Source organism: Crateriforma conspicua (assembly GCF_007752935.1).
In the GTDB taxonomy this organism is placed as follows: Bacteria; Planctomycetota; Planctomycetia; order Pirellulales; family Pirellulaceae; genus Crateriforma; species Crateriforma conspicua.
This window is the reverse complement of sequence record NZ_CP036319.1, coordinates 4,247,382-4,269,133: the sequence shown is the minus strand read 5'-3', so window position 1 is coordinate 4,269,133 and position 21,752 is coordinate 4,247,382. Positions and strand designations below refer to the sequence as shown.

General features: G+C 59.0%; 13 protein-coding genes and 1 other RNA gene. 8 read left to right on the top strand and 6 right to left on the bottom strand.

Annotated elements, in window-relative coordinates; translation table 11 throughout:
* Positions 1-295: 295 nt before the first annotated feature.
* A complete protein-coding gene (locus Mal65_RS15510) occupies positions 296-1,459 on the top strand; it encodes a M42 family metallopeptidase (protein WP_145299402.1) in 1,164 nt (387 codons plus the stop codon).
* A 194-nt stretch (positions 1,460-1,653) separates the two neighbouring features.
* Positions 1,654-4,182, top strand: a complete 2,529-nt coding sequence (locus tag Mal65_RS15505; protein ID WP_145299399.1) for a PAS domain-containing hybrid sensor histidine kinase/response regulator — start codon at positions 1,654-1,656, stop codon at positions 4,180-4,182.
* A 30-nt stretch (positions 4,183-4,212) separates the two neighbouring features.
* Here the strand turns inward: Mal65_RS15505 and Mal65_RS15500 are convergent, their stop codons facing one another.
* On the bottom strand, positions 4,213-5,319 hold the full coding sequence (locus Mal65_RS15500; RefSeq protein WP_145299396.1) for a DUF1570 domain-containing protein: 1,107 nt from the start codon (positions 5,317-5,319) through the stop codon (positions 4,213-4,215).
* Positions 5,320-5,463: 144 nt separating this feature from the next.
* Positions 5,464-7,017: an ABC transporter permease gene (locus Mal65_RS15495; RefSeq protein WP_165701310.1), complete on the bottom strand. Its 1,554-nt coding sequence runs from the start codon at positions 7,015-7,017 to the stop codon at positions 5,464-5,466.
* A 120-nt stretch (positions 7,018-7,137) separates the two neighbouring features.
* On the opposite strand from Mal65_RS15495, the gene Mal65_RS15490 reads away from it, so the two are divergent.
* Together Mal65_RS15490 and Mal65_RS15485 are read left to right on the top strand one after the other, a co-directional pair.
* Positions 7,138-8,859, top strand: coding sequence for an ABC1 kinase family protein (locus Mal65_RS15490; RefSeq protein WP_145299391.1), 1,722 nt, complete (start codon positions 7,138-7,140; stop codon positions 8,857-8,859).
* A 208-nt stretch (positions 8,860-9,067) separates the two neighbouring features.
* Positions 9,068-11,122: a redoxin family protein gene (locus Mal65_RS15485; protein ID WP_145299387.1), complete on the top strand. Its 2,055-nt coding sequence runs from the start codon at positions 9,068-9,070 to the stop codon at positions 11,120-11,122.
* 153 nt (positions 11,123-11,275) lie between these two features.
* Here Mal65_RS15485 and dnaX read toward each other — a convergent pair whose 3' ends face one another.
* The 4 genes from dnaX to Mal65_RS15465 form a co-directional block, all read right to left on the bottom strand.
* On the bottom strand, positions 11,276-13,153 hold the full coding sequence (gene dnaX, locus Mal65_RS15480) for a DNA polymerase III subunit gamma/tau (protein ID WP_145299385.1): 1,878 nt from the start codon (positions 13,151-13,153) through the stop codon (positions 11,276-11,278).
* A gap of 54 nt (positions 13,154-13,207) precedes the next feature.
* An RNA gene (gene ffs, locus Mal65_RS15475) (signal recognition particle sRNA small type) lies at positions 13,208-13,302 on the bottom strand.
* A gap of 222 nt (positions 13,303-13,524) precedes the next feature.
* Positions 13,525-15,270, bottom strand: coding sequence for a hypothetical protein (locus tag Mal65_RS15470; RefSeq protein WP_145299382.1), 1,746 nt, complete (start codon positions 15,268-15,270; stop codon positions 13,525-13,527).
* Positions 15,271-16,222: 952 nt separating this feature from the next.
* Positions 16,223-16,972: a gamma-glutamyl-gamma-aminobutyrate hydrolase family protein gene (locus Mal65_RS15465; RefSeq protein WP_145299379.1), complete on the bottom strand. Its 750-nt coding sequence runs from the start codon at positions 16,970-16,972 to the stop codon at positions 16,223-16,225.
* Positions 16,973-17,285: 313 nt separating this feature from the next.
* Here Mal65_RS15465 and Mal65_RS15460 point away from each other — a divergent pair, with 313 nt between their 5' ends.
* The 4 genes from Mal65_RS15460 (at position 17,286) to rho (ending at position 21,752) form a co-directional block, all read left to right on the top strand.
* Complete coding sequence (locus Mal65_RS15460) at positions 17,286-18,398, top strand: 3-oxoacyl-ACP synthase III (protein WP_145299376.1); 1,113 nt, start codon at positions 17,286-17,288, stop codon at positions 18,396-18,398.
* 111 nt (positions 18,399-18,509) lie between these two features.
* Positions 18,510-19,244: a zinc ribbon domain-containing protein gene (locus tag Mal65_RS15455; RefSeq protein WP_145299373.1), complete on the top strand. Its 735-nt coding sequence runs from the start codon at positions 18,510-18,512 to the stop codon at positions 19,242-19,244.
* Between the two features lie 2 nt (positions 19,245-19,246).
* Positions 19,247-19,930, top strand: coding sequence for a dephospho-CoA kinase (gene coaE, locus Mal65_RS15450; RefSeq protein WP_165701309.1), 684 nt, complete (start codon positions 19,247-19,249; stop codon positions 19,928-19,930).
* 301 nt (positions 19,931-20,231) lie between these two features.
* Positions 20,232-21,752, top strand: a complete 1,521-nt coding sequence (gene rho, locus Mal65_RS15445) for a transcription termination factor Rho (protein WP_145299368.1) — start codon at positions 20,232-20,234, stop codon at positions 21,750-21,752.

The following is a 21,752-nucleotide window of genomic DNA, read 5'->3' as shown; positions in this document are numbered from 1 at the left end:
GAAAAAGGCGTTCAGTAAAAAACACTTCTTCACGGGAGTAATGTCGAGCCGAGACGGTGCAATTCTTTAACGCGTTTCAGGTCGAACAGGCACTATCGTCCCTACGCACCGGGCATGAGGTCGTAGCGGCGCCATCGCTGCGACGCGGAAACACGTTAAGATTGGCGAAAACACGGCATTTCCGTTCATTACGGTGCGACCCGACCGGTGGGTCAGATGGATCCTGCGGTTTGAAAAATTTTGTTCACCGCGCCGCCGCTTTTTCTTGCCCCCTTCGATTTTTGGACTGCCTGTCATGGAACCGACCGCGCTGGACTTCTTCGAGCAAGCCCTGCAAACCCCCAGCCCCTCGGGATACGAGGAACCGCTGCAGCGACTGGTTCGTCGATACATCGAACCTCACGCCGACGTGACGTCCATTGACGTCCATGGAAATTTGATCGCGACATTGTGCCCGGCTGACCCACGTGCGACGTCGTCCAAGTCGTCCGCCGAATCGGATGCCAGCGATTCGGATTCACTTCGTCCGCCTCGGCTGATGTATGCCGGACACTGTGACCAGATCGGGATGCTGGTCAGCCACATCGATGACGACGGTTTTGTTTACGGCCAAACCATCGGCGGCTGGGATCCGCAACAGTTGATCGGCCAAGCAATGACGATCTGGACCCAGGACGGTCCGGTGTCAGCGGTGATCAGCCGCAAAGCCATCCACCTGTTGACGCCCGAAGAACGGAAACAAGTCGTTCAACTGAATCAGATGTGGCTGGACGTCGGTGCTGTCAAAGGCCGGCCCGGCGACGATGATTCGATGATCGACGGCGACTCGGTTCGAAAGGCGATCCGCATCGGCGACCCCGTCACGCTGGAACTGGGGATGCGTCGTCTGTTGGGGGACCAAGTCACCGGTCCCGGCATGGACAACAAAACGGGCATGTGGACGGTCATCGATGCACTGCGCCGCGTGGCCGCCGACCGCGACAACTTGAATTGCGAACTCAACAGCGTGTCGACGGTCCAAGAAGAGATCGGATTGCGTGGTGCCAAGACCGCCGCCGGACACATCAACCCCGACGTGGCGATCGCAGTCGACGTGACTCATGCGACTGATTGCCCCGGCATCGAAAAAAACACCCAGGGAGATGTCCGCGTCGGCGGTGGGCCGGTGATTTTCCGTGGCCCCAACATCAACGCGAAAGTCGCCCAACGTTTGATCGATTTGTGCCAGTCCAACGACCTGCCTTACCAACTGGCCGCGTTGGGTCGAGCCGCGCCGAACGATTCCAACGTGCTACAGATTCACGGCGGCGGCGTCGCCACAGGATTGGTCGGCGTGCCCAACCGCTACATGCACTCCGCCGTGGAAGTCGTTTCCCTGTCGGACATCGATCACGTCGCCGAACTGTTGAAGTGTTTCGCGTTGGCACTGGGGCCCGACGACAACTTCATCCCCGGATGATGGACCAGGCCCGTCGACGTCGTGGCAACCCGAAAGATCCGCTGCATCGTTGACGGTTTTTGGATGCTTTTCGCCCCCAGCGAAGGCTTTTGCTTGTCCGAGTCGTCGGCCGCCGTGATAGGCTGGTGGAAAAGACACAGAACCGGAAACTTCTTGTCCCACCGGTTAATTCGTTCCTTCCGCACCAGCGACGCATGAGCGATTCGTCAAGCAACGACGGGATGATCCGTTTGGAACAAGACGGCGACGATACGATTCGCAACGAAGACCTTTTGGATGCGTTGCTGGAAAACATTCCCGACGCGGTCTATTTCAAAGATCTTCAAAGCCGGTTCCTGCGGATCAGCGAAGCGATGGCTCGCAAGTTCGGCGTGGAATCAGTCGAAGCGGTCAAAGGTCACACCGACGCAGAGATCTTCAGCGCCGAACATGCCCAGTCGGCACGCAGCGATGAACTGAACATCATTCGCACCGGCCAACCGATGGTCGAAATCATCGAACGGGAAACTTGGCCCGATCGCGATGACACGTGGTGCCTGACGACGAAGATGCCATTGCGGTCACGAGGCGGTTCGGTCATCGGCACCTTCGGGATTTCTCGTGACATCACCGAATTGAAATTGTCGCAAGATTCGCTGAAGCAAGCGTTGAAGGCGGCCGACGCGGCGAACCGCGCGAAAAGCGAGTTTTTGGCCAACATGAGCCACGAGATTCGCACGCCGATGAATGCGATCATCGGCATGGCGGAATTGCTGGGCCAGACCCCCTTGGTCGACGAACAACGCGAATACGTCGAACTTTTGCGTCAATCGGCGACGTCCCTGTTGTCGTTGCTGAACGACATTTTGGACTTCAGCAAGATCGAAGCCCGCAAGCTGGAATTGGAAGCCATCGATTTCTCGGTCCGCGAGGTCATCGGTCGCTGTTGTCAAACGCTGGCCATCAAGGCCGCCGACAAAGGTCTGGAATTGGCCTGTCGGATCGCACCGGAAGTCCCCGACGCACTGTGTGGCGACCCCGGGCGATTGCGGCAAGTGTTGACAAACCTGGTCGGAAACGCGGTGAAGTTCACCGACGCGGGCGAAATCGTCGTCGACGTACAACCACATCAAGAACATGACGGATTGGCCGCCGCACATGATCACCCCGATCATACGTGGCTGCGTGTTCTCGTCCGCGATACCGGAATCGGTATCCCCATCGAACAGCAACAGGAGGTGATGAAAGCATTCACCCAGGCCGATGCATCGACAACGCGTCGCTACGGTGGGACCGGGTTGGGGCTGGCGATTTGCCGACAACTGGTGGAATTGATGGGGGGGCATATCACACTGGATAGCATTCCTGGGGAAGGCACCACGTTCACGTGCTTTATCCCGTTCGAGGAAAAGGAATCCGAAGGCCGGGCCGAAGCGACACCGTTCGAGATTCCCGGCGAGCTTCCCGATCTGGGCCCTGAACCGCTTTCGAAACTGGCCGGCTTCAAAGTCCTGGTCGTTGACGACAACCGGACCAACCGTCGCATTCTGGATGAAATCCTGTCGTCTTGGAACGTTCGCTGTGACGTCGCTGCCGATGGTGATGAAGCCATCGAAAAAGTCAAGAACGCGATCGAACAAGACGCGATGTACCCGCTGGTTCTGTTGGATTGCATGATGCCCGGGATGGACGGGTTCGAAGTCGCACGTCGTGTGCGAACCGGCTGGGATGTTGCCGGAACCAAATTCATCATGTTGTCGTCGGCCGCACGCAGCGACAACGCGCGCCGATGTCGCGAAATCGGCATCGATCGATTCTTGACCAAGCCGGTCATGCAATCGGAGTTGCTGGAGAACATCTTGCAAGTGATGGACTTGGACGTCCGTCGGGAAAAAACAAAGCCCGTCAAACGCCCCGCCGGTCGTTCGCTAAAAGTCTTGGTCGCCGAAGACGGTGTGGCCAATCAACAAGTCGCGATCGGCTTGCTGAAAATGGCCGGACACCAGCCCACCTTGGCATGTGACGGAAACGAAGCCGTCCAGTGCTGGTCCAAGTCATCGTTTGACGTGATTTTGATGGACATGCACATGCCGGAAATGGACGGCTTGGACGCGACACGAATCATTCGTCAACAAGAATCCACACGGGGATCCGGACGCCATGTCCCGATCATCGCGTTGACCGCCGCGGCAATGGAAGACGATGCCCGTGCGTGCCTGGATGCCGGCATGGACGCCCACGTCGCCAAACCCATCGACCCCGCACAGCTGGAATCGACGATGCAGCAACTGTGCGGCGAATCATCCGTCGATACGCCGGATGCGGTCGCGACCGATCCGCCTGCGGAAATTGCCCCGAAGGTTGAAAGTGCAACCGGGCATGTCGCGATTGACCAAGCCGCGGGCGGTCAACCGCCGATTGATTTCGCCCGCGCGTCCGAGCGGATTCCCGGCGGGGAACCTTCGGTCCGGCGTGTCGCGGCCGTTTTTTATGACGAGACCGCCAAACTGTTGCGTGATATCGACAAAGCGTTCCAGGCGGACGATTTAAAAACGTTGCGACGGTCGGCCCACACGATCAAGAGCTCGGCCAACCTGTTCTTCGCAACGCGTTTGAATCGTGCCGCCACCGATGTGGAACACGCGGCCAAGGATGAGGACGGCGACATTGCGGCGAAGATCGCCGAGCTGTTCGATGCGTTCAGCGAAGTCGAACCGGCGCTCCAGGCGTTTGTAAAGTCGTGACCCGAAGCAAAACGCATGGGGGCCCACGGGCTATCGCACACGCCGCAGGTAGCTGACCAGGTCTTCATCCAGTTCGCGGATCGTTGTTTCGAAGACTTCTTCGATCAACGCCAGACGTTCCTGGGGGCTGCGGGCGACCAGTGGTTTGCCTTCGCTAAGCCGTTGCATGAACTTGGCGTACTGTTCGCGACGTGTCTTCAACAAGAAATAGGTCAACGCCCAGCTTTCGGCGTACGCGGATTCGCTGGACCCGCCCCCGCGAAAACGCTTGTCATCGGCCAACAACGTGGTGAGTGACTCTTCCGGTCGTCGCGGCAGGTACCGACGCCAGCGTGCCAGATTTACTTCGTTGACCCGACCGATCGTTCGCCAACCGCGCGGGTTGCGAAAATCGGGCGCTTCGAAAAACGTCGCCAAACCTTCGCTAACCCACATCGGATTGTCGGCAAAGCGTGTTTGCAATCCGCTGTTGTATGCCAACTGATGCGTTGCTTCGTGGATGATCGTGGCGATGTTTCGTTCCAGGTTAGGAACGTTGAACGTCACCATGCGATTGCTTTGCAAGTGGTAATAGCCGATCAGGTTTCGTGCCATTTCGCCGATGTCGGCTTCGGCGTACTTCAGAAAAGATGCTCGGTCGGGAAACACCAATGCGACCAAAGGAAACCGTGGCGGATCCAGATCCAAACCTTGGTTTTCCCAGTACGTATAGAAACCGCGATAAAGCTGTTCGAAAAGCCCGCCGACGCGTCGCACATAGCCTTCGCTGGTACGATGGGCGATGACGTAATGTGTGGTTCGGAAAACGCGAAATCCTTGCGGAAATTCGTCCATCAACCGACCCGCCATCTCCGCTGCATCGATCGGTTGCAATTCCAGATCGTTCCCCTCACGCTCCACGATCGATTCGGGTTGCTGGATATAGATCTGGCCGTCGTCGCTTTGCAACATGACGCCACCGTCACGTGCTTCGACCAAGATTTCGCCGCGAATGGTCTGGGTGGACGCATCCTTCCCTTCACCCTTGATCACAAGCGTTTCCACACCCGACGTCGGTGCGGCAAGCAACCCGACCAGGATGCCAACGACCAAACATCGTGTTGCGGTGGTGCGCTGAATCGTGGTTTGCGGAATCATCGTGTGGTTGCAAATTCCGATGGGTAACGATGGGGCTGATGAATCGAAAGGTAACATCCGTTCGTGTTGGTAGCCCCCCAGTGTCTTAATCGTTTCCAGTGTCTTGGTTGTTTCCGGAGTCTTGGTTGCCCCCGGTATCCAGGTCTAGCCTATCACGTCCGATCCGCCGGTGCGGCGACGACGCGCGATCCACGTTGCCGTGATCACCAGTGTCGTTGTTGCGGCCACGTACCAAAATGCCAATGCGGCTTCTTGGTACCGGGCACCACTGTGAAGCAGTCCGAACAGACGGGTGGTAACGGTCGTCACGCCGGGGGGGACAACGGGCAACAGAACCGGAACATCGCCGGAGGCCACCACCGCGGACGTGATCCAGGCGGCGGCAAGCACCGGCGCGTACATCGGAATCCAAATTCGAAAGACCCGTCCGGTCGGCCCGGCGTCCAAGTCGGCTTGAGACCGAATCGCCGTGGACCTGCCCGCCAAGGCCACACGGATGATGAAATAGGCCACCGGAACGGCTTTGAAACACAGGGCGATCAGCGTCGGTACCAGGGTTTGCCGGTACAACATGCCGAATCCGGCAATCGGCCACTGAAAGACGCCGATCACTCCCAAGCCGATGACGGGGCCCGGAATCGCAAACGCAGCCAGACTGATCGCGTCCATCCAACGACGCCGCGTCGGGCGAGCCGCCGTGCCCAGGGCCGCGATGCCGCCGATGATGGTCGATACGGTCGCCGACAATCCAGCGATCATCGCCGTCTGTACGTACTCGCGACGAAACGTCTCCGGTGCAGACGCTAGTCTTTGGACACAGCTGGACAGACTCCACGCGACCTGACGTTGGTCAGCGACCACGGTCACATCGTGTCCCGCTTTCACGATCAGGCTTCCCACCGGGATGACCAAGACGACCAGCATGAATGCGACCAAAATGGCAAGCGAAAGCAATCGTGTCAGAATCGTGCCGGGGGCGGTCGGGCTGGCGAAGTTTTGCGATGTCGAATCGTCGCGGTGTGGATGCACCGGACGGCCCGAACGACGTGAAGCGATCCGAAACATCCATCCGCCGAAAAACGCAAGCAACATCGGAATGAAGCAGACCATCATGACGGCCATCGCCGACGGTTCCGCGGCGTGGAACAGGTAAAATTCGTCGGCCAGCGTGCGAAAGCCGTACAAATCCGCCACCGTCATCTCCGTTGCCGCCAGCATCGCAACGCCCAGCGCGGCCGTGGCGATCCAGGGAGCCGCCATCGGCAGCAAGAATCGGAACGCTCGTTTCAACGGGCCCGTGTCCAGTCGCGATGATTCCAACAAGACCCCGGGGATGCGTCGCAAACCGATCCAGGTGGCCAGTGCGACGGCCGCTGATCCGTGGATGCCATGGACGATCGAGCATGCGATCAGACCGCTGAATTGACCAAAGCGACGGCTGCCGGTTTGCGTCAGCGTCCACCAGCCGAACTTGCCGGCCGCGGATTCCCAGGCGGCCGCATGCAGCACCAGGGGCATGGTCAGCGATGCCACAGCCACGCCAAAGAACAAGGACGTCACGATTCCCGACGCTCCCATGCGGTATGACCGGCCTGACCCGGACAACCGCTTGATCGCATTCAACCAGGCCGCCCAACCCACCGGGACACCGATCAGCAGCGCGATCGCGACCGCAGAAACGGCAAGCTCGCACGTCAACAGGAAACTTCTGGTCCACAAAACGGAAAAGACCACCAAATCGATCGCGAAAATTCGTGGACCAGTCACAATGAAAGCCCGGCCAGCGGCGAATGTATCGATAGCTGACCCGGCAACAACATGCGCATCACGGCGATCCCCCAACTTTACCGAAATCTGCGACGGTGGCGAGAGATTCTCGTTGTGCTGCAGCGGTACGGACTGGCCGATTGGCTAAGCCGTTATCAACGGGTGCCCTTCCGTGACGCCTTCAAGGATCGACGCGGCGTTTCGCTTGCCGAATACAGTCGTGAAGAACGCGTCCGCATGGCGCTGACCGAACTGGGGCCGGCATTCATCAAACTGGGCCAGATCTTGGCCGGACGCCCCGATTTGGTCGGTCCCGAACTGGGCGAAGAACTGAAACGGCTGCGAAGCAACGTTGCGGCGGAGGATTTTGAAAGCGTCCAAAACACGCTGCGGACCGAATTGGGCGACGAATACCAGACGCATTTTCAGAGGATCCACGAAACGCCGCTGGCCACCGCATCGATCGGTCAAGTCCACCGAGCCGTCTTGGCCGACGGTCGCAAAGTCGTTGTGAAAGTTCAACGCGCGGACATCGAAAAAACGATTCGACAAGACATCGAGGTCCTGACCGGATTGGCCATGCTGGCCGATCGCGTGGAGGCCTTGGCCGCGTGGGGCCCCAGCGACTTGGTCCGCCAATTGGCGCCGATTCTGATTCGCGAACTGGACTTTGGCCGCGAGAAACAAAACCTTCAGCACTTCACCAAATCGTTATCGCGGTTTGATGACGAAGTTGTTGTGCCACAACCGGTCGAACACCTTTGCACCCGCCGCGTTTTGGTGATGCAAGAATTGGTCGGCACCCCGATCAGCAAGATTCACGCCGCGCCCGATGGTATCACCGACCCCAGTTGTGATGAACCATCGCCGACGTCCGCGTTGTGTGAAACCATGGCCAAAGTCTATCTGTCGATGGTGTTCGAAGAAGGCTTGTTCCACGCTGATCCCCACAGCGGCAACCTGCTGTTGCTGGCCGACGGACGGTTGGGCATCCTGGATTTCGGAATGGTCGGGCGGATCGACGAAACGCTTAGAGAAACCATCGAGGAGATGTTGATCGCGGTTTCCCATGGCGATCAAAACCAGCTGACACGATTGATCCGGCGCGTCGGTGATCCGCCACCCACACTGGATGAATCCGCGTTGGCAATTGATTTGTCGGATTTCGTCGGCACGTACGGGCAACAAAGCTTGGGCGGATTTGACATGACCGGTGCACTGAATGACATCAGCCGGATCTTGCATCGGCATTCCATCAAGCTGCCAAACCAGTCGGCATTGTTGTTGAAGATGATGGTGTCGTTGGAAGGCACGCTGCGTGAAATGGGCGCGCGATTCGATTCGCTGCAAGTCGTCAAGCAATTCGCGCATAAAACCATGTTGCGGCGGATCAGCCCGACCCGGCGGATCCGTCAGGCACGACGAATCTATTTGGAATCGGAGAATTTCGCGCAACTGGCGCCTGACCAGATTCTGCAATTGCTGACCCAGGCCCGACGTGGCGAACTGCGGATGACGTTGATGCATTCGCACCTTGGACCGACCGTCAACCGGTTGGTGTTGGGATTGATGACCAGCGCCGTCTTCTTGGGTTCTTCATTGATGCTGGCTTTCGAGGTCAATCCGGTTCTGTTTCCCGAAAACCCGTTTCTGGGTTTCACCCGCGTCAGCGTCATGGGGCTGACGGGCGTGGTCGGCAGCATCGTGGTCATGCTGCGTTTGTTGATGGCGATCAACCGCAGCGGTCACCTGAACCGAAAAGGCGACGACTGAGCGTCAGCCGGGTGTTCAAGTGATCGGTTAGGCTCGGGGGACGCTGGGGGAGACCCCGAATGATCAGGGTTTTCTGTGCCCGTCCGGTCAGGTTGGTCTTGCCCAAAAGTCGACATGACGGGCACGCTATCGATTATCTTCGAGTCGTTCGTCTGACGGACGAGCCTTCAATCATCACCAGCTGGAAATTCGGGAAGGGTTGCACGCGATGAAGTCATGGATTGTGACCGGGTGCGTTATTGTTTCGCTGTGGACCGGCATCCCCGCCGGTGCCGCAACGCCAACGGAAGTCCGCCAGGGACCGCAACCGATCAAACCGGGCGACGTGGGCGTGGGACGACGCGTTGCCGATTTGGCTTTCACCGACATCGACGGCCACACGTACCAACTGAGCGAGTGGTTGGGTGGCGCCGAAGGCTTGGAGAATGAATCATGCGATGCAGTGGTTTTCGCGATGACAGGAATCGGTTGTCCGCTGTGCAAAAAGTACACGCCGACGCTGGCGAAGATTCAGCGTCGATACGCCGGCCGCGGTGTGCGGTTTGTCTATGTGAATCCGAACCAGTCGGAAAAGATCAGTCGGCTGCGCAATGCGATCGCGACTCATGGTTTGGGTGACGTCTATGTTCGTGACGATGATGAACACATCGCTCATGCGCTGGGCGCACACACGACGACCGAAGTCTTCGTGATCGATGCGGCTCGGACACTGGTGTATCGCGGCGCGGTCGACGACCAATACGGTTTCGGTTATTCGCTGGACGCACCGCGCAAGAACTATTTGACCGACGCATTGGATGCCGTGCTTGATGACCGGCGTCCGACGGTGTCGGCGACCACATCACCGGGATGTGATTTGTATTTTCAGACGGATCCGCCCGCCGATGCATCGGCGGGGACGCTGACTTATCACAACCGAATTTCACGGATCATCGCGGACAACTGTGGCCAGTGCCACCGTGACGGCGGTTCGGCTCCATTTGCCTTAGACACTTATTCCAGCGTCATCGACTATGCCGGGATGATCGCCAGCGTGGTCGGGCGCGGCGTCATGCCGCCGTGGTTCGCCGCGGATCCGAAACGAGAAACCAATCATGTTTCGGTGACCTTTGCCAACGATCGTTCGCTGGCGGAAGATGATCGACGCGATCTGCTTGCCTGGATCGAATCAGGCGCCGTCGAGGGTGACATCGCCGACGCCCCGCTTCGTCACGCAGACGTTCCATCGACGCAGTGGCACATTGGAAAGCCTGATTTGGAGGTTCAGATTCCGAAACAGTTTCAGGTCAAAGCCACCGGACAGATGCCGTACAAACACACGTTGGTGCGTTTGAACTTGAAGGAAGACCGCTGGGTCCAGGCCGTGGAAATTCGTCCCACCGATCCATCCGTGGTGCATCACGTGTTGGTGTTCTTGAAGGATTCACGTGACCGCAACGTCGACATCGATGAAGAATCCGGATTCTTGGCGGCGTATGTGCCGGGCAACACGTTCCAACGGTATCCCGAAGGCATGGCGAAACGATTGCCTGCCGGATCGGATCTGGTTTTCCAACTGCATTACACGCCCAACGGGACCGAAACCAGCGACCAGACGCGCTTGGGGATCCGCTTTTCTGATCAACCGCCACGTCGAGTGGTCAAGAACGTGGGCATTGCAAATCACCGAATTAAGATCCCGCCGGGCGCCGACAACCACGAAGAAACGGCGTCTTTGGTGGTTCCGGCCGATGTCCACTTGTTGGCGGTGATGCCGCACATGCATTTGCGCGGCAAGGCATTTCGATACGACCTGACGGCGCCGGGTGGTTCATCGCATCGTCTGTTGGACGTTCCCAGCTATGACTTCAACTGGCAGTTGGAATATCGATTCAACCAACCGTTGGCGGTCACGGCGGGAAGCCGTATCGACCTGACGGCGTGGTATGACAACAGCGAAAACAATCCGGCCAATCCTGATCCCGGCACAACGGTCCGCTGGGGACCGCAAACGGACGACGAAATGATGTTGGGGTATGTGGAGTATTTTGAAACTGATGAGCTTGTCGGTGATTCGCCGGCTGATGATTCAATCGACACCGATTCGGCCCGATTGATCGCCGCGTTTCAAAAAGTCGATGGTGACAACAGCGGCACGATCACGCGACAAGAGTTTCCGCGACCTTTGTTGTTCGGCCGCATCGACGCCGACGGTGATGATTTGCTGACCAGCGACGAGGTTTTGGACGCCGCCGAAATCATTTTGCCTTTGTTGGGAAGATGACAGCGCCGAAATGATCCCATCTTCGTCATGTGCTGTGCGACAGTATCGCAGAACCAATCCCGAGCGCAGTTCCCGCCACAGACGCCTGCAAGCAAACACGCGGTAACTTCACTCGGTGGAAGCTGGCTTGGTGCGGACTATAAAGACTGTCAGCTATCGACGGGGCGCGTCGTTGCGCGGCAGGTCGATCTTGGTGACCTCCGCGCTGAAGACTTCTTTACAGGATTGCACCAACGAATTGGCTTCCACTTCGCGCATCCACTGCACCCGCGACTTCTGTGGTGCTTTGGCCACCGGTTTGTCTTCGGCGACCGCCTTGGTCGAAGCTTTGATGATGACCTGATGATCGCGACCGGTCAGTCGGCGCAGCGATTCGACGATTTCTTGCCGGTGCACGGGTTTATCGCACCGTCCCATCGCCAGACCCGCCTTTGCGGGAAACGTCATCACGACCTGGCCCGAATCATCAATGCTGACGTCTTCGACCGACGTCGCAAGCGTTGACGTCATCGGGTCCATGTCCTGCAGCGCTCTCGCCCACAACTCTTTTCCGCTTAAACTTCCGGCCGGTACTGGTGGACTAGCCGTGGCGGCGGCGGAAGCAGCCGCGGCGGGAACGGATGCCGGGGCTTCCGATCGGCTGGACGATTCGCCATCGTTGCCACTGACCGGTGGCGATGCGGCATGGGCATCGTCGATCCGCGGCACGTTGGCGGCGGTCGATGGCGTTGGGGCCGAGTTTGCTGCGGCGGAATCAGGACTTACCGCGGGGGCTTTTTTTTTTGATTCGGCTCCGAGCGAACCCGGTGTCTCCGGTGCAACTGATCGTGTTGTCGAAAGACGTGCGCCTTCGGGAAGCGTCTTGGCGGCTTCGGCCAAATCAGCGATCGATTGCAGATCCGGCAAGTGGCAAATTTGTATCAGCGTTGATTCCAACAACACCCGCGCGTAAACACTGTGTCGGATTCGGACCAGTGTGTCGTCGATCAGTCCGACGACGGCCAGAACCGTTTGCAATCCCCATCGTTTGCCCAATTCCGACAGTTCGTCGTACAGTCCCGCCGACGTGTGACGCAGCATGGATGCTTCGCAGCCCACCGTGACGGCCATCAAATCACGGAAGTAACCCAAAAGCTGTTCGGCCAACCGTCCCGCATCGACACCCTCATCGACGGCGGCATCCAACTGTGAAAGCGCCGATGCAGCGTCACGGGCGGCCATCGCGGTGGCCAACGCGTGCAAGCGTTCGTCGTCCGCGGTGCCCAGCATTTGGTGGACGGTTTCGGCGGTCAACTGGTCGCCACTGAACGACAGCAACTGTTCCAACAATGACTGACTGTCACGCATGGAACCGGCCGCACGTCGGGCGATCAATTCCAAAGCGGTGTCATCCGCCTCGGTCCCTTCGGCGGCACAGATCTCTTTCAACCGCGCGACAATTTTGCTGACTTCGACCGGTGCGAAATCGAATCGCTGGCACCGGCTGAGTACGGTGATCGGAATCTTTTCCGGATCCGTCGTGCAAAAAATGAACTTCACATGCTCGGGCGGTTCTTCCAGCGTTTTCAACAACGCATTGAAGGCCGCTTGGGTCAGCATGTGGACTTCGTCGATGATGTAGATCTTGTATCGCGACCGGCTGGGCCGGACACCGACGTTGGCACGCAGACTGCGAATCTCATCGATGCCACGGTTGCTGGCACCGTCAATTTCGATCACATCGACGTCTTCGCCCGCATCAATGGCCTGGGCGACATCGGTTTCCTGGTCGGGGTTTCCGGTGGGGCCGCCGGGATCGTTCAGCGCTTTTGCAAAGATCCGCGCGGTGCTGGTTTTGCCGACCCCACGGGCACCGGTGAACAAGTACGCGTGTCCGACGCGGCCGGTTTCGATCGCATTGACCAAAGCCCGACCGACGTGATCTTGGCCCACCAGTTCGTCGAAAGACTTGGGGCGATAACGCCGCGCGACGACGACGTATCCGTCTTGCGAAGCGGCGGACGGTTGATGCTGCTCGGATGAATCAGACATGCGTGGCGCGTCGAGGGGTCCGGACAACAACGAGAAGAAGTTGAACGACTGACCGGTGGAGGCGACCTTCACACAAAGCTACACCGCTTATGGCTGCTCCAGTTAAGGCCTGACCAGGTTCACGATTCACAATCGCAAAGGCCGCCACCATCAATCAGTCGTTCAAGGCATCGGTCATCCGGAGGTTTCATCGGACGACGTTCCGCCGGCCCCCGATCCATTGCCTGTGTCGGCGGGCTGACGGGACGGTTGTCGTGATGGCGGGCAAGCGTGTTGCCTGCGACGCGTCACCCAACCGTCAAACCGTATCTTGGCCGCCGGCGACCGATGTTGCAAGGCACGCGCGGCGTCCGACCACTGCATCGAAGCGATCAGCTTCGTCGTCGACCGCGTTGGTTTCCCGACTTGCCGCCGTTGCCACCACGGCCCCCACCGCCACGCGAGGGACGTTTGTGGTTTTCAATGTTGGAATCGACCAACAAGTTGACCGTGTCCAGCCAAGTCGGCACGTTGCGGCGACGTGGTGCCGATTCGTCATCGTCGGACGAATCATCGTCGCGGGACCGCCGGGAATCCTTCGAACGTTCGGAACGATCGTCGTCGTTGTCGCGGCGTCGACGTCCGCGTCGCGACCGGCGCTGGCGAATTTCTTCGACTTCCGCGTCGTCTTCGTGATCGTCGTCGAACGCATTGGCTGGCAGATCGTCGTCATCGGAATCACGATCGGCGCGGACGTCAACTTCGTTGTTGTCCGTGTCACGTTGCGAACGTCCGCGACCGCCGCGGCGACCCCGGCGTCGTGAACGGCCGCGTGGGCGATCGTCTTCATCGCCGTCGTCGTCATCACCGGATGAAACGCGAGCTTCGGTTTCCGAATCGTCGTCATCGTCGACCAATCCGAAGGCGAACGATTCATCATCGTCGTCTTCTTTTTCGCGGCGTCGCGACGGGCGATTCTTGCGACGCGACGATCGGCTGGTTTCTTCGTCGTCATTGACTGCGGCAGATTCGACGGTTTCGCCGCGTTCCATCCGCTGGGCGTCTTCTTCGCTGATCCGCTGGCGTTGACCACGACGGCCACGACGCCGACGGGGTGATCGGTCATCGTCGGATTCATCGTCTGCGTCGTCACCCGATCCCGATCGTCGTCGGACTTGCGGTTCGTCACGCGAATCATCCGAATCCTCGTCCCGGTCGCGGCGTCCGCGTCGTCGTGTGGATCGACGTCCACGCGGTGCGTCATCGGAGTCGTCTTCGGTGGTGTCCGTGACAGCCGATTCAGCGTCCACATCGACAACCGCTTCGATGTCGTCGGACGAATCATCGTCGTCATCATCGAAATCGTCGGCGTCGATCAGCCCCATGCCGAAGGCTTTGCCGCTGGACTTGCGTTTGCGGGGAGGTTTGGATGACTTGCCGCGGCTGGACCTTTCGCTTCGATCGGACCGGCCACGTGGCTTGTCGTCGCTGTCGTTTTGGGATTGAACCGGAGCGTCGGCTTCGGGCGGGACTTCGATCCCCAGTTCTTCCGCCAAGCCCGACCAAGCGGCACCGCCGGACGAGTCGTCCGCGTCGGTCTCTTCGGCAAAAGGCTTGGCGGACGCTTCGGCATCATCGACTTGTTTGGCAAGCGGGTTGTCGTCTTCGTCGATGGGACTGGCGTCACGTTTCAGCCGACCGGCGCTGTCCCGGCGATCGTCGCGATGGGGCGATTCCTTGATCGATCGGGAAAACAGATCGTCGGTGCGCTGCTGGGCTTCGTCACGCGTGCTGCTGCCGAACCCGGGCAAGACGGCCGGAGGTTCTGGTGCGGTCAGTGCGTCCAGAATGGTTTCCGGATCCACATCGACGTCGGATTCGTCGGCTGGCGAAGAATCCACCGGCGCTTCGGCGACCGGCTGGCCACTGGGTGCGTCCGCGTCGTCTTGTTCGTCGGTCGACTGCACCACGACGTCTTCGTCTTCGTTGACGTCGGCTTGGTCGGCGGGTGGTTCCGCTTCATTGGCGACGTCCGACGGTTGGTCGTCTTCTTGCTTCTTGGCTTCTTTTTTGGGCGGCTCCGCCGCGCCAGGGGTTCCCAGCAGATTGGCCAGGAAGTTCCAGTGATCGGATTTCATTGATTTGTTTGTCGGGTCAATTCACGCCGTCGCGGAGGGGCGGGGTCGGCGTCCGTCGAAGGGGCGACGGTTTGGGTTGACGAAAAGTGTTTCAGGGGGTCGAGCCGATGGGCGTTCGGGCGTCCGAGGCATCGCTTGCGTCGGAAAGGCCAACCAGAATCGATTCCGCAATTCGTTTTCGATCCATCGATTTCTGCATCGGCTGCTGTGGTGGGTCACCGGGCGTCGCCGGCGACTGTGGCATTCATTCGTGGGACCGGGGGGCGTGGCCGTCGGGCCGACGCCGGGGTTCTTGCTGGTCCGAGCCATCAGTCGTCCGCGTTCGCGGGCAAACCCTGCAGCGCACGTATCTTATACCGCTTTGGGCCCCTACCGACAGATCTATGCGGGCGGTTTGGCACGAAATCAGCTATGCCGGCAACCGATTGCACAAAATGACGGGGGCAAGTGGCACCGAATGCCGAGTACCGGCGGCACCGAAAGAATGGCTTTCGACGGCGCGATCCCTCGTGTCCCTACAGACCGAAAGGCCAAGCGTGCACCAACTCAACGCACGCTTGGCCTTGTCATGAGACCAGATCCTTTGGTTTCGTCCGCACCTGTTGTCCCCTCGTTTTGACCTGCCGCGATCCGTCGGGCGTTCTTTCAGCATCCTGCCGAAAAGGTCGTCGGTTGTTTCCGTGGATCTTGGCGTCGGCCGCGAGGGCCGGCGTCATTCCTGAACTCGATCCGCTGCGATTCCGTGCATCCGGTTTCAACCGATGGTGTGTGAGACGAACAGGTCCACCATCCTTGATGTTTGCGAAAAAACGGTGTCGGTCCGCGGCCGGTTCTGATGGTCAGGCGGCCGCAAAAAAATCCGCGTTCGTTGCGTCGGCGGGCGTCGCAAAGCGAAGCGATGCATCGTGATTGCGGCGGTTCAACGAGATCAACCGCCACACGGCTTTTTCCGTTAGGCGACCAAACGCAAGCGTTGATCCATGGATTCTTTCACGCCATCGACGAATTCTTCGAAGATGCGAATGTCCAGGGCGGACGCGGCGGAGCACTCGGGGTGGAACTGGGTTCCGATGGCGAACCAGTCCATCATTTCGCTTTCGATGGCTTCGATCACGCCGTCGGGGCAACGTGCGGTGACTCGGAAACCTGGGGCGACTTCGTCGATCGCCATGTGGTGTCGGCTGCTGACGCGGATCTCACCGTCGCCATAGACACGTCCCACCAGCGAATCGCTGACAACGTCCAAGGTGTGCCGGTGGTTCGGGTCTTGAGCATCAAAGTGCGGGACGGCGTTGGGCAAGTCTTCCTTGATGTCCAAGAACAGGTTGCCACCCTGTTGGATGTTCAGCAGTTGCATGCCGGTACCGATTCCCAGTACGGGCATCCGTCGTTCGGCGACTTCGTTCATCAACATGCGGTCGCTGGCTTCACGAGCCGGGTCCAGCGGGCGGACGCTGGGATGCAGCATGAAACCGTCGTTGCGGGGGTCCAAGTCGCCGCCACCGATGAACACAAAGCCATGGACGCCTTGCAACAAAGCGTGCACACTATCCAGATCATCCAGGGGCGGTACGACGACCGGTACGCCGCCGGCTTTCAAGATTGACTGGAAATAGCCCGACGCCAGATAGGCGTAGGCCGGTACGCTGCGAGCGGCAGCACGGAAATCCGCATTGATTCCAATCAACGGTTTGCACGACATCCGAAGGGTCCTCTTTCAGATTCAGTGATTTTGGGAGGCCGTCGCAGGATCGTCCCGCGTTCCCTGGCCACGAGCGTGTTTTGCCTTGCCGGCGACTCGTGGGCGTGAAACTAGATAGCGAAGTCCAGTTTTTCGTGAAGAACCTACAGATTCCCGGATTTTGCCCGTGCTAGCACTAGCTGTGGTGATAGCAAAGCAGTTTTTTGATAGCAAAGCCGGTGGGGTGGCGACCCTGGATGGCCCCGGTGGGCCGGTTTCACAGATTCAGGTGATCCCCCTAATCGACTGAAATGAAAGGACTTAGGAACGATCGATGCGATTCGACGACGTGTGCTTGGAAGCGATCGGTGCGACGATTCCCGATGAAATTTGGTCGAGCGAGGATATTGAACGACAATTATCCCCGCTTTATCAGCGTTTGCGGCTTCCCGAAGGCCGCTTGGAATTGATGAGCGGCATCGCCCGGCGCCGCGTCTGGCCCGCCGGAACCGTGCCCAGCGGCCCCAGTATCCGTTCGGCCGACGCCGCCCTGAACGCTGCCGATTGGGACCGTGGCCGTGTGGGATGTCTGATCCACGCCAGCGTTTGTCGCGATTTTCTGGAACCCGCCACCGCTTCCCGCGTGCATCACGAACTGGGGCTGCCGCCACAGTGCTGGGTCTATGACGTTTCCAACGCTTGCTTGGGATTGATCAACGGGGCCGTCCAGATTGCATCGCTGATTCAATCCGGTGCGATCGAATCGGGCATCGTGGTGGGGACCGAAAACAGCCGTCCGCTGTTGGAATCGACCATTGCAACGCTGAACGCCGATACGTCGCTGAACCGCAATCGCATCAAGCCCGCCTTTGCTTCGCTGACGATCGGATCGGGCAGTTGTGCTTGGTTGCTGACGCATCGCAACCATTCGCGGTCCCAGACGCGATTGACGTCCGCCATCGCGCGGGCGCATACGGAATTCAATGATCTGTGTCGCAGCGATCACGACACCGCCGGTGCGGGCATGCAGCCGCTGATGGAAACCGATTCCCAGCGGCTGATGGTCGAAGGAATCGCGACGGGCGCCGCGGCGCTAAAAGATTTGTTGCATGACAGCACTTGGTCGGCCAAGCAGATCGACCGCACGGTGTGTCACCAAGTGGGATCCAAGCACCGTTTGTTGATGCTGGAGGCGATGGGATTGTCTCCCGATCACGATTCGGTCACGTTCCCTTTCTTGGGAAACACCGGTTCGGTGGCTTTGCCGTTGACGCTTGCTTCCGCGGTGGTCAACGGCGACATCCGTGACGGTCATCGCGTGGCCATGTGCGGGATCGGTTCGGGGATCAACAGTGTGATGATCGCTGCCGACTGGGGGGAAACGCCTGTTACCGGTAACTTGGATGCATCGTCCGCCGAGCAACTGCCGGTCGTTGCCGCGGAGTGACGCCATCAGCCCGACCGCAAGCGTATCGAGTTCCCTTTCATTCATCCATGAAACGCGCTGGCGTCGTCGTTGCCGTGGCGTCGGCCATTCGTTTCACCCGCTAAGACCAACATGTCCCAATCCAAGCCGATCGAAGTCCCCCATACGCTGTTGCGTACGTTGCACCGCATCCAGGAACAGCGTACCGACTTGAACGGCGCGATCGGGCGTGTCCCGCGGCAAATCAAAGCCGCCGAAGCGTTGGTGACCACTGCGAAAGCCGCCGTCGATGCCGCCAAGGAAGAACTGAAAAAGGCTCGCTTGAACGCCGATGAAAAACAGCTGCAACTGCAAAGCCGCGAAGCGCACGTGGAACAATTGCAGGCCAAGTTGAACACCGCCGGCAGCAACAAAGAATTCAATCTGTTGAAGGATCAGATCGCCGCGGACGTCCAAGCCAACAGTGTTCAAAGCGATGAGATCTTGGAAACGTTGGAACAGATCGATGTGCTTGGCGGAAAATTGTCGGCCGCGGAAGCCGAGTTGGAACAGCAAGAAAAACAATGCAGTCAACGCGTCGCGGAGATTCATGAAAAGCAGGAACGCCTGAACGAAAACCTGGCCAAGGTCAACGAACAATTGGCGACCGCCGAAGCCGAGTTGCCCGCCAGCGTGAAATCCGACTACCTGCGTTTAACGGCCAGCCGAGGCGACGAAGCGTTGGCGCCCTTGGCCACGGATTCATGTGGCGGTTGCTATCAAACGTTGACCACGCAAACGATCAACCGGCTGCAGCTTTCGCAATTGACGCATTGTCCCAACTGCAATGCGATCCTTTACATGCCCGAAGACCTGCGGGTCCGCTAGCGATGATCATCTTGGGGTTGGTCGGCAATCCGGCCAGTGGCAAATCGGCCGTGGGCGAAGCTGTCCAGCAATGTGGTGCGCCGTGGATCAATGCCGACGTGGTTGCCAAGGAAGTCTTGGACGCGCCGCCGCAGCGTGCCGCGCTGCAACAAGCGTTCGGTGACGACGTCATCGCCTCGACCGGCCCGATCGATCGGGCCAAGCTTGCCGAACAAGTCTTCGGTGACGACCCGGCCAGCACCGACCGGCTGCGTCGTCTGGAATCGATCGTCCATCCGGCCACGCGTCAGCGGATCCGCCAACAGCTGGTCGACCTTGCCGTTGACCAGACGACGATGTGTGTGTTGGAAGTCCCGCTGATGTTCGAATCCGACTGGGACGTCGTCTGCGATGCGATCTGGTGTGTCGACGCGCCGTGGTCACGCCGGTGCCGGTGGGCGGAAAAACGTGGATGGACGCCCGATGAATTGCGGCGTCGCCAGGACAAACAGCTGTCGATTCAACAGAAAGCGCGCCGCAGCAATTGGCTGATCCACAACGACGGCACGCTGGACGATTTGCGGAACCGGGTCGCCCGCCGTCTGGCTCAGTGGTCGGGTCGTCCGTCAAACGGTGTGACTTGGCCGATCGAAGTCAGCCGGTGGTTCGATCCGGCGTCCGCGCATTGCCATTTCGTCCGGCCGTAAAGGCGGATCGGGCGTCCGGTGGGACATTTCGCTGGGTCGGTTGGGGAACTTCACCGCATCGCTGTGGGGATCCGCCGACGGAATGGATTCCCTTACCGTCGCGAGTGTGGCAAGCAAACGTTTGCAATGACGAATAATTGCAAACTGCCGGTCCGTCCGCCACGGACTTGCGTTAATCTAAAAGGTCTTACCCCCACACCGCGTCGTCATCGATCGACGCCGGCCTTTTCGCTTTGCCGAACCTACTTTTCTACTTTCCCTGCCCTCCTTATTGCTTTGGCGTGGCTTAGCGCCATTCATCATGTCATCGAATCGGAATTCCCCGCTGGGTGGCCGTCATGGATCTGGCAATCACCACCATGGCGGATCAGATCGTGCGCGCGACGGCCGCAATCATCGAAACGACCGCGCCCGACATCCCGACAAACAAATCGATCGTCGCGTCCGCGAATTGGATGCGGAAAAAGACCCGTTATCGTTGCCGGAAGAAATCGTCAGCGAAGCCACCAAGACGGGCAAACGTGTCGGCATTCCCGATGCCAACGAACCGCACCCACGGACCAACATCGCCGAACTCCAGCGATTGGACATGGACGTGCTGGTCGGCATGGCGTCGGACGACGGTCTGAACGACATCGACGGTTTGTCCAAGCAAGATTTGATCTTTCGCATCCTGAAGGAACGAATGAAGGCCGGCGGGCTGATGTTCGGCGAAGGCACATTGGAAATCTTGCCCGACGGATTCGGCTTTTTGCGCAGCGCCGAATACCACTACGTTTCTTGTCCCGACGACATCTACGTTTCGCCCAGCCAGATCCGTCGCTTCGGATTGCAGACCGGCAGTCACGTTGCCGGCCAAATTCGTCCGCCGAAGGAAAACGAGCGATACTTTGCGTTGCTTCGCATCGAAGCGATCAATCGTCACGATCCGATGCGTCGCAACCAGCACACGTCGTTCGATGATTTGACGCCGTTGCATCCGAATTCTCGGATCATCATGGAAACCGCCGCGGAAGACCTCAGCACTCGCGTGGTCGATATGCTGACGCCGATCGGCTTTGGGCAACGGGGGTTGATCGTCAGCCCGCCACGGGCCGGCAAGACCGTGTTGATGCAACAGATGGCTCGATCGGTGCTGGCCAATTATCCATCGGCTTATGTGTTCGTCTTGTTGATTGACGAACGCCCCGAAGAAGTCACCGACATGGAACGTGAGGTCCGTGGCAGCCAGTGTGAAGTCATCAGCAGCACGTTCGACGAACCGCCACAACGTCACATCCAAGTGGCGCAAATGGTGATCGAAAAAGCCAAACGGATGGTGGAAACCGGTGTCGACGTGGTGATCTTTTTGGATTCCATCACACGACTGGCCCGGGCACACAACAGCGAAGGCGAAACGACCGGCAAGCTGTTGACCGGTGGATTGGATGCCGGCGCGTTGCAAAAGCCGAAAGCGTTTTTTGGTTCGGCACGCAAAGTCGAAGAAGGGGGTTCGCTGACCATTCTGGCCACCGCCCTGGTGGACACCGGCAGTCGTTTGGACGATGTGATCTTTGAAGAATTCAAAGGCACCGGGAACCTGGAAATCGTTTTGGATCGCGCGCTGGTCGACCGTCGCGTTTGGCCGGCCATCGACATCGCCCGCAGCGGGACGCGACGCGAAGAAATGTTGCTGGACGAAAACGAGTACCGACGGATTTCCGCCCTGCGATCACACTTGGCCGATTTATCGCCCGCCGATGCGATGAAACAGTTGATCAGCCAATTGCGGAAAACCCAAAACAACGCCGAATTTTTGATGGGACTGAAGAATGTCGACTGA

Excerpts from the sequence above, each read along its gene's own strand:
- Mal65_RS15505 (WP_145299399.1), top strand. The coding sequence starts at position 1,654 with ATGAGCGATTCGTCAAGCAACGACGGGATGATCCGTTTGGAACAAGAC.
- Mal65_RS15500 (WP_145299396.1), bottom strand. The coding sequence starts at position 5,319 with ATGATTCCGCAAACCACGATTCAGCGCACCACCGCAACACGATGTTTG.
- Mal65_RS15460 (WP_145299376.1), top strand. The coding sequence starts at position 17,286 with ATGCGATTCGACGACGTGTGCTTGGAAGCGATCGGTGCGACGATTCCC.
- dnaX (WP_145299385.1), bottom strand. The coding sequence starts at position 13,153 with ATGTCTGATTCATCCGAGCAGCATCAACCGTCCGCCGCTTCGCAAGAC.
- Mal65_RS15485 (WP_145299387.1), top strand. The coding sequence starts at position 9,068 with ATGAAGTCATGGATTGTGACCGGGTGCGTTATTGTTTCGCTGTGGACC.
- coaE (WP_165701309.1), top strand. The coding sequence starts at position 19,247 with ATGATCATCTTGGGGTTGGTCGGCAATCCGGCCAGTGGCAAATCGGCC.
- Mal65_RS15510 (WP_145299402.1), top strand. The coding sequence starts at position 296 with ATGGAACCGACCGCGCTGGACTTCTTCGAGCAAGCCCTGCAAACCCCC.
- Mal65_RS15470 (WP_145299382.1), bottom strand. The coding sequence starts at position 15,270 with ATGAAATCCGATCACTGGAACTTCCTGGCCAATCTGCTGGGAACCCCT.
- Mal65_RS15465 (WP_145299379.1), bottom strand. The coding sequence starts at position 16,972 with ATGTCGTGCAAACCGTTGATTGGAATCAATGCGGATTTCCGTGCTGCC.
- rho (WP_145299368.1), top strand. The coding sequence starts at position 20,232 with ATGTCATCGAATCGGAATTCCCCGCTGGGTGGCCGTCATGGATCTGGC.
- Mal65_RS15455 (WP_145299373.1), top strand. The coding sequence starts at position 18,510 with ATGTCCCAATCCAAGCCGATCGAAGTCCCCCATACGCTGTTGCGTACG.
- Mal65_RS15490 (WP_145299391.1), top strand. The coding sequence starts at position 7,138 with ATGCGCATCACGGCGATCCCCCAACTTTACCGAAATCTGCGACGGTGG.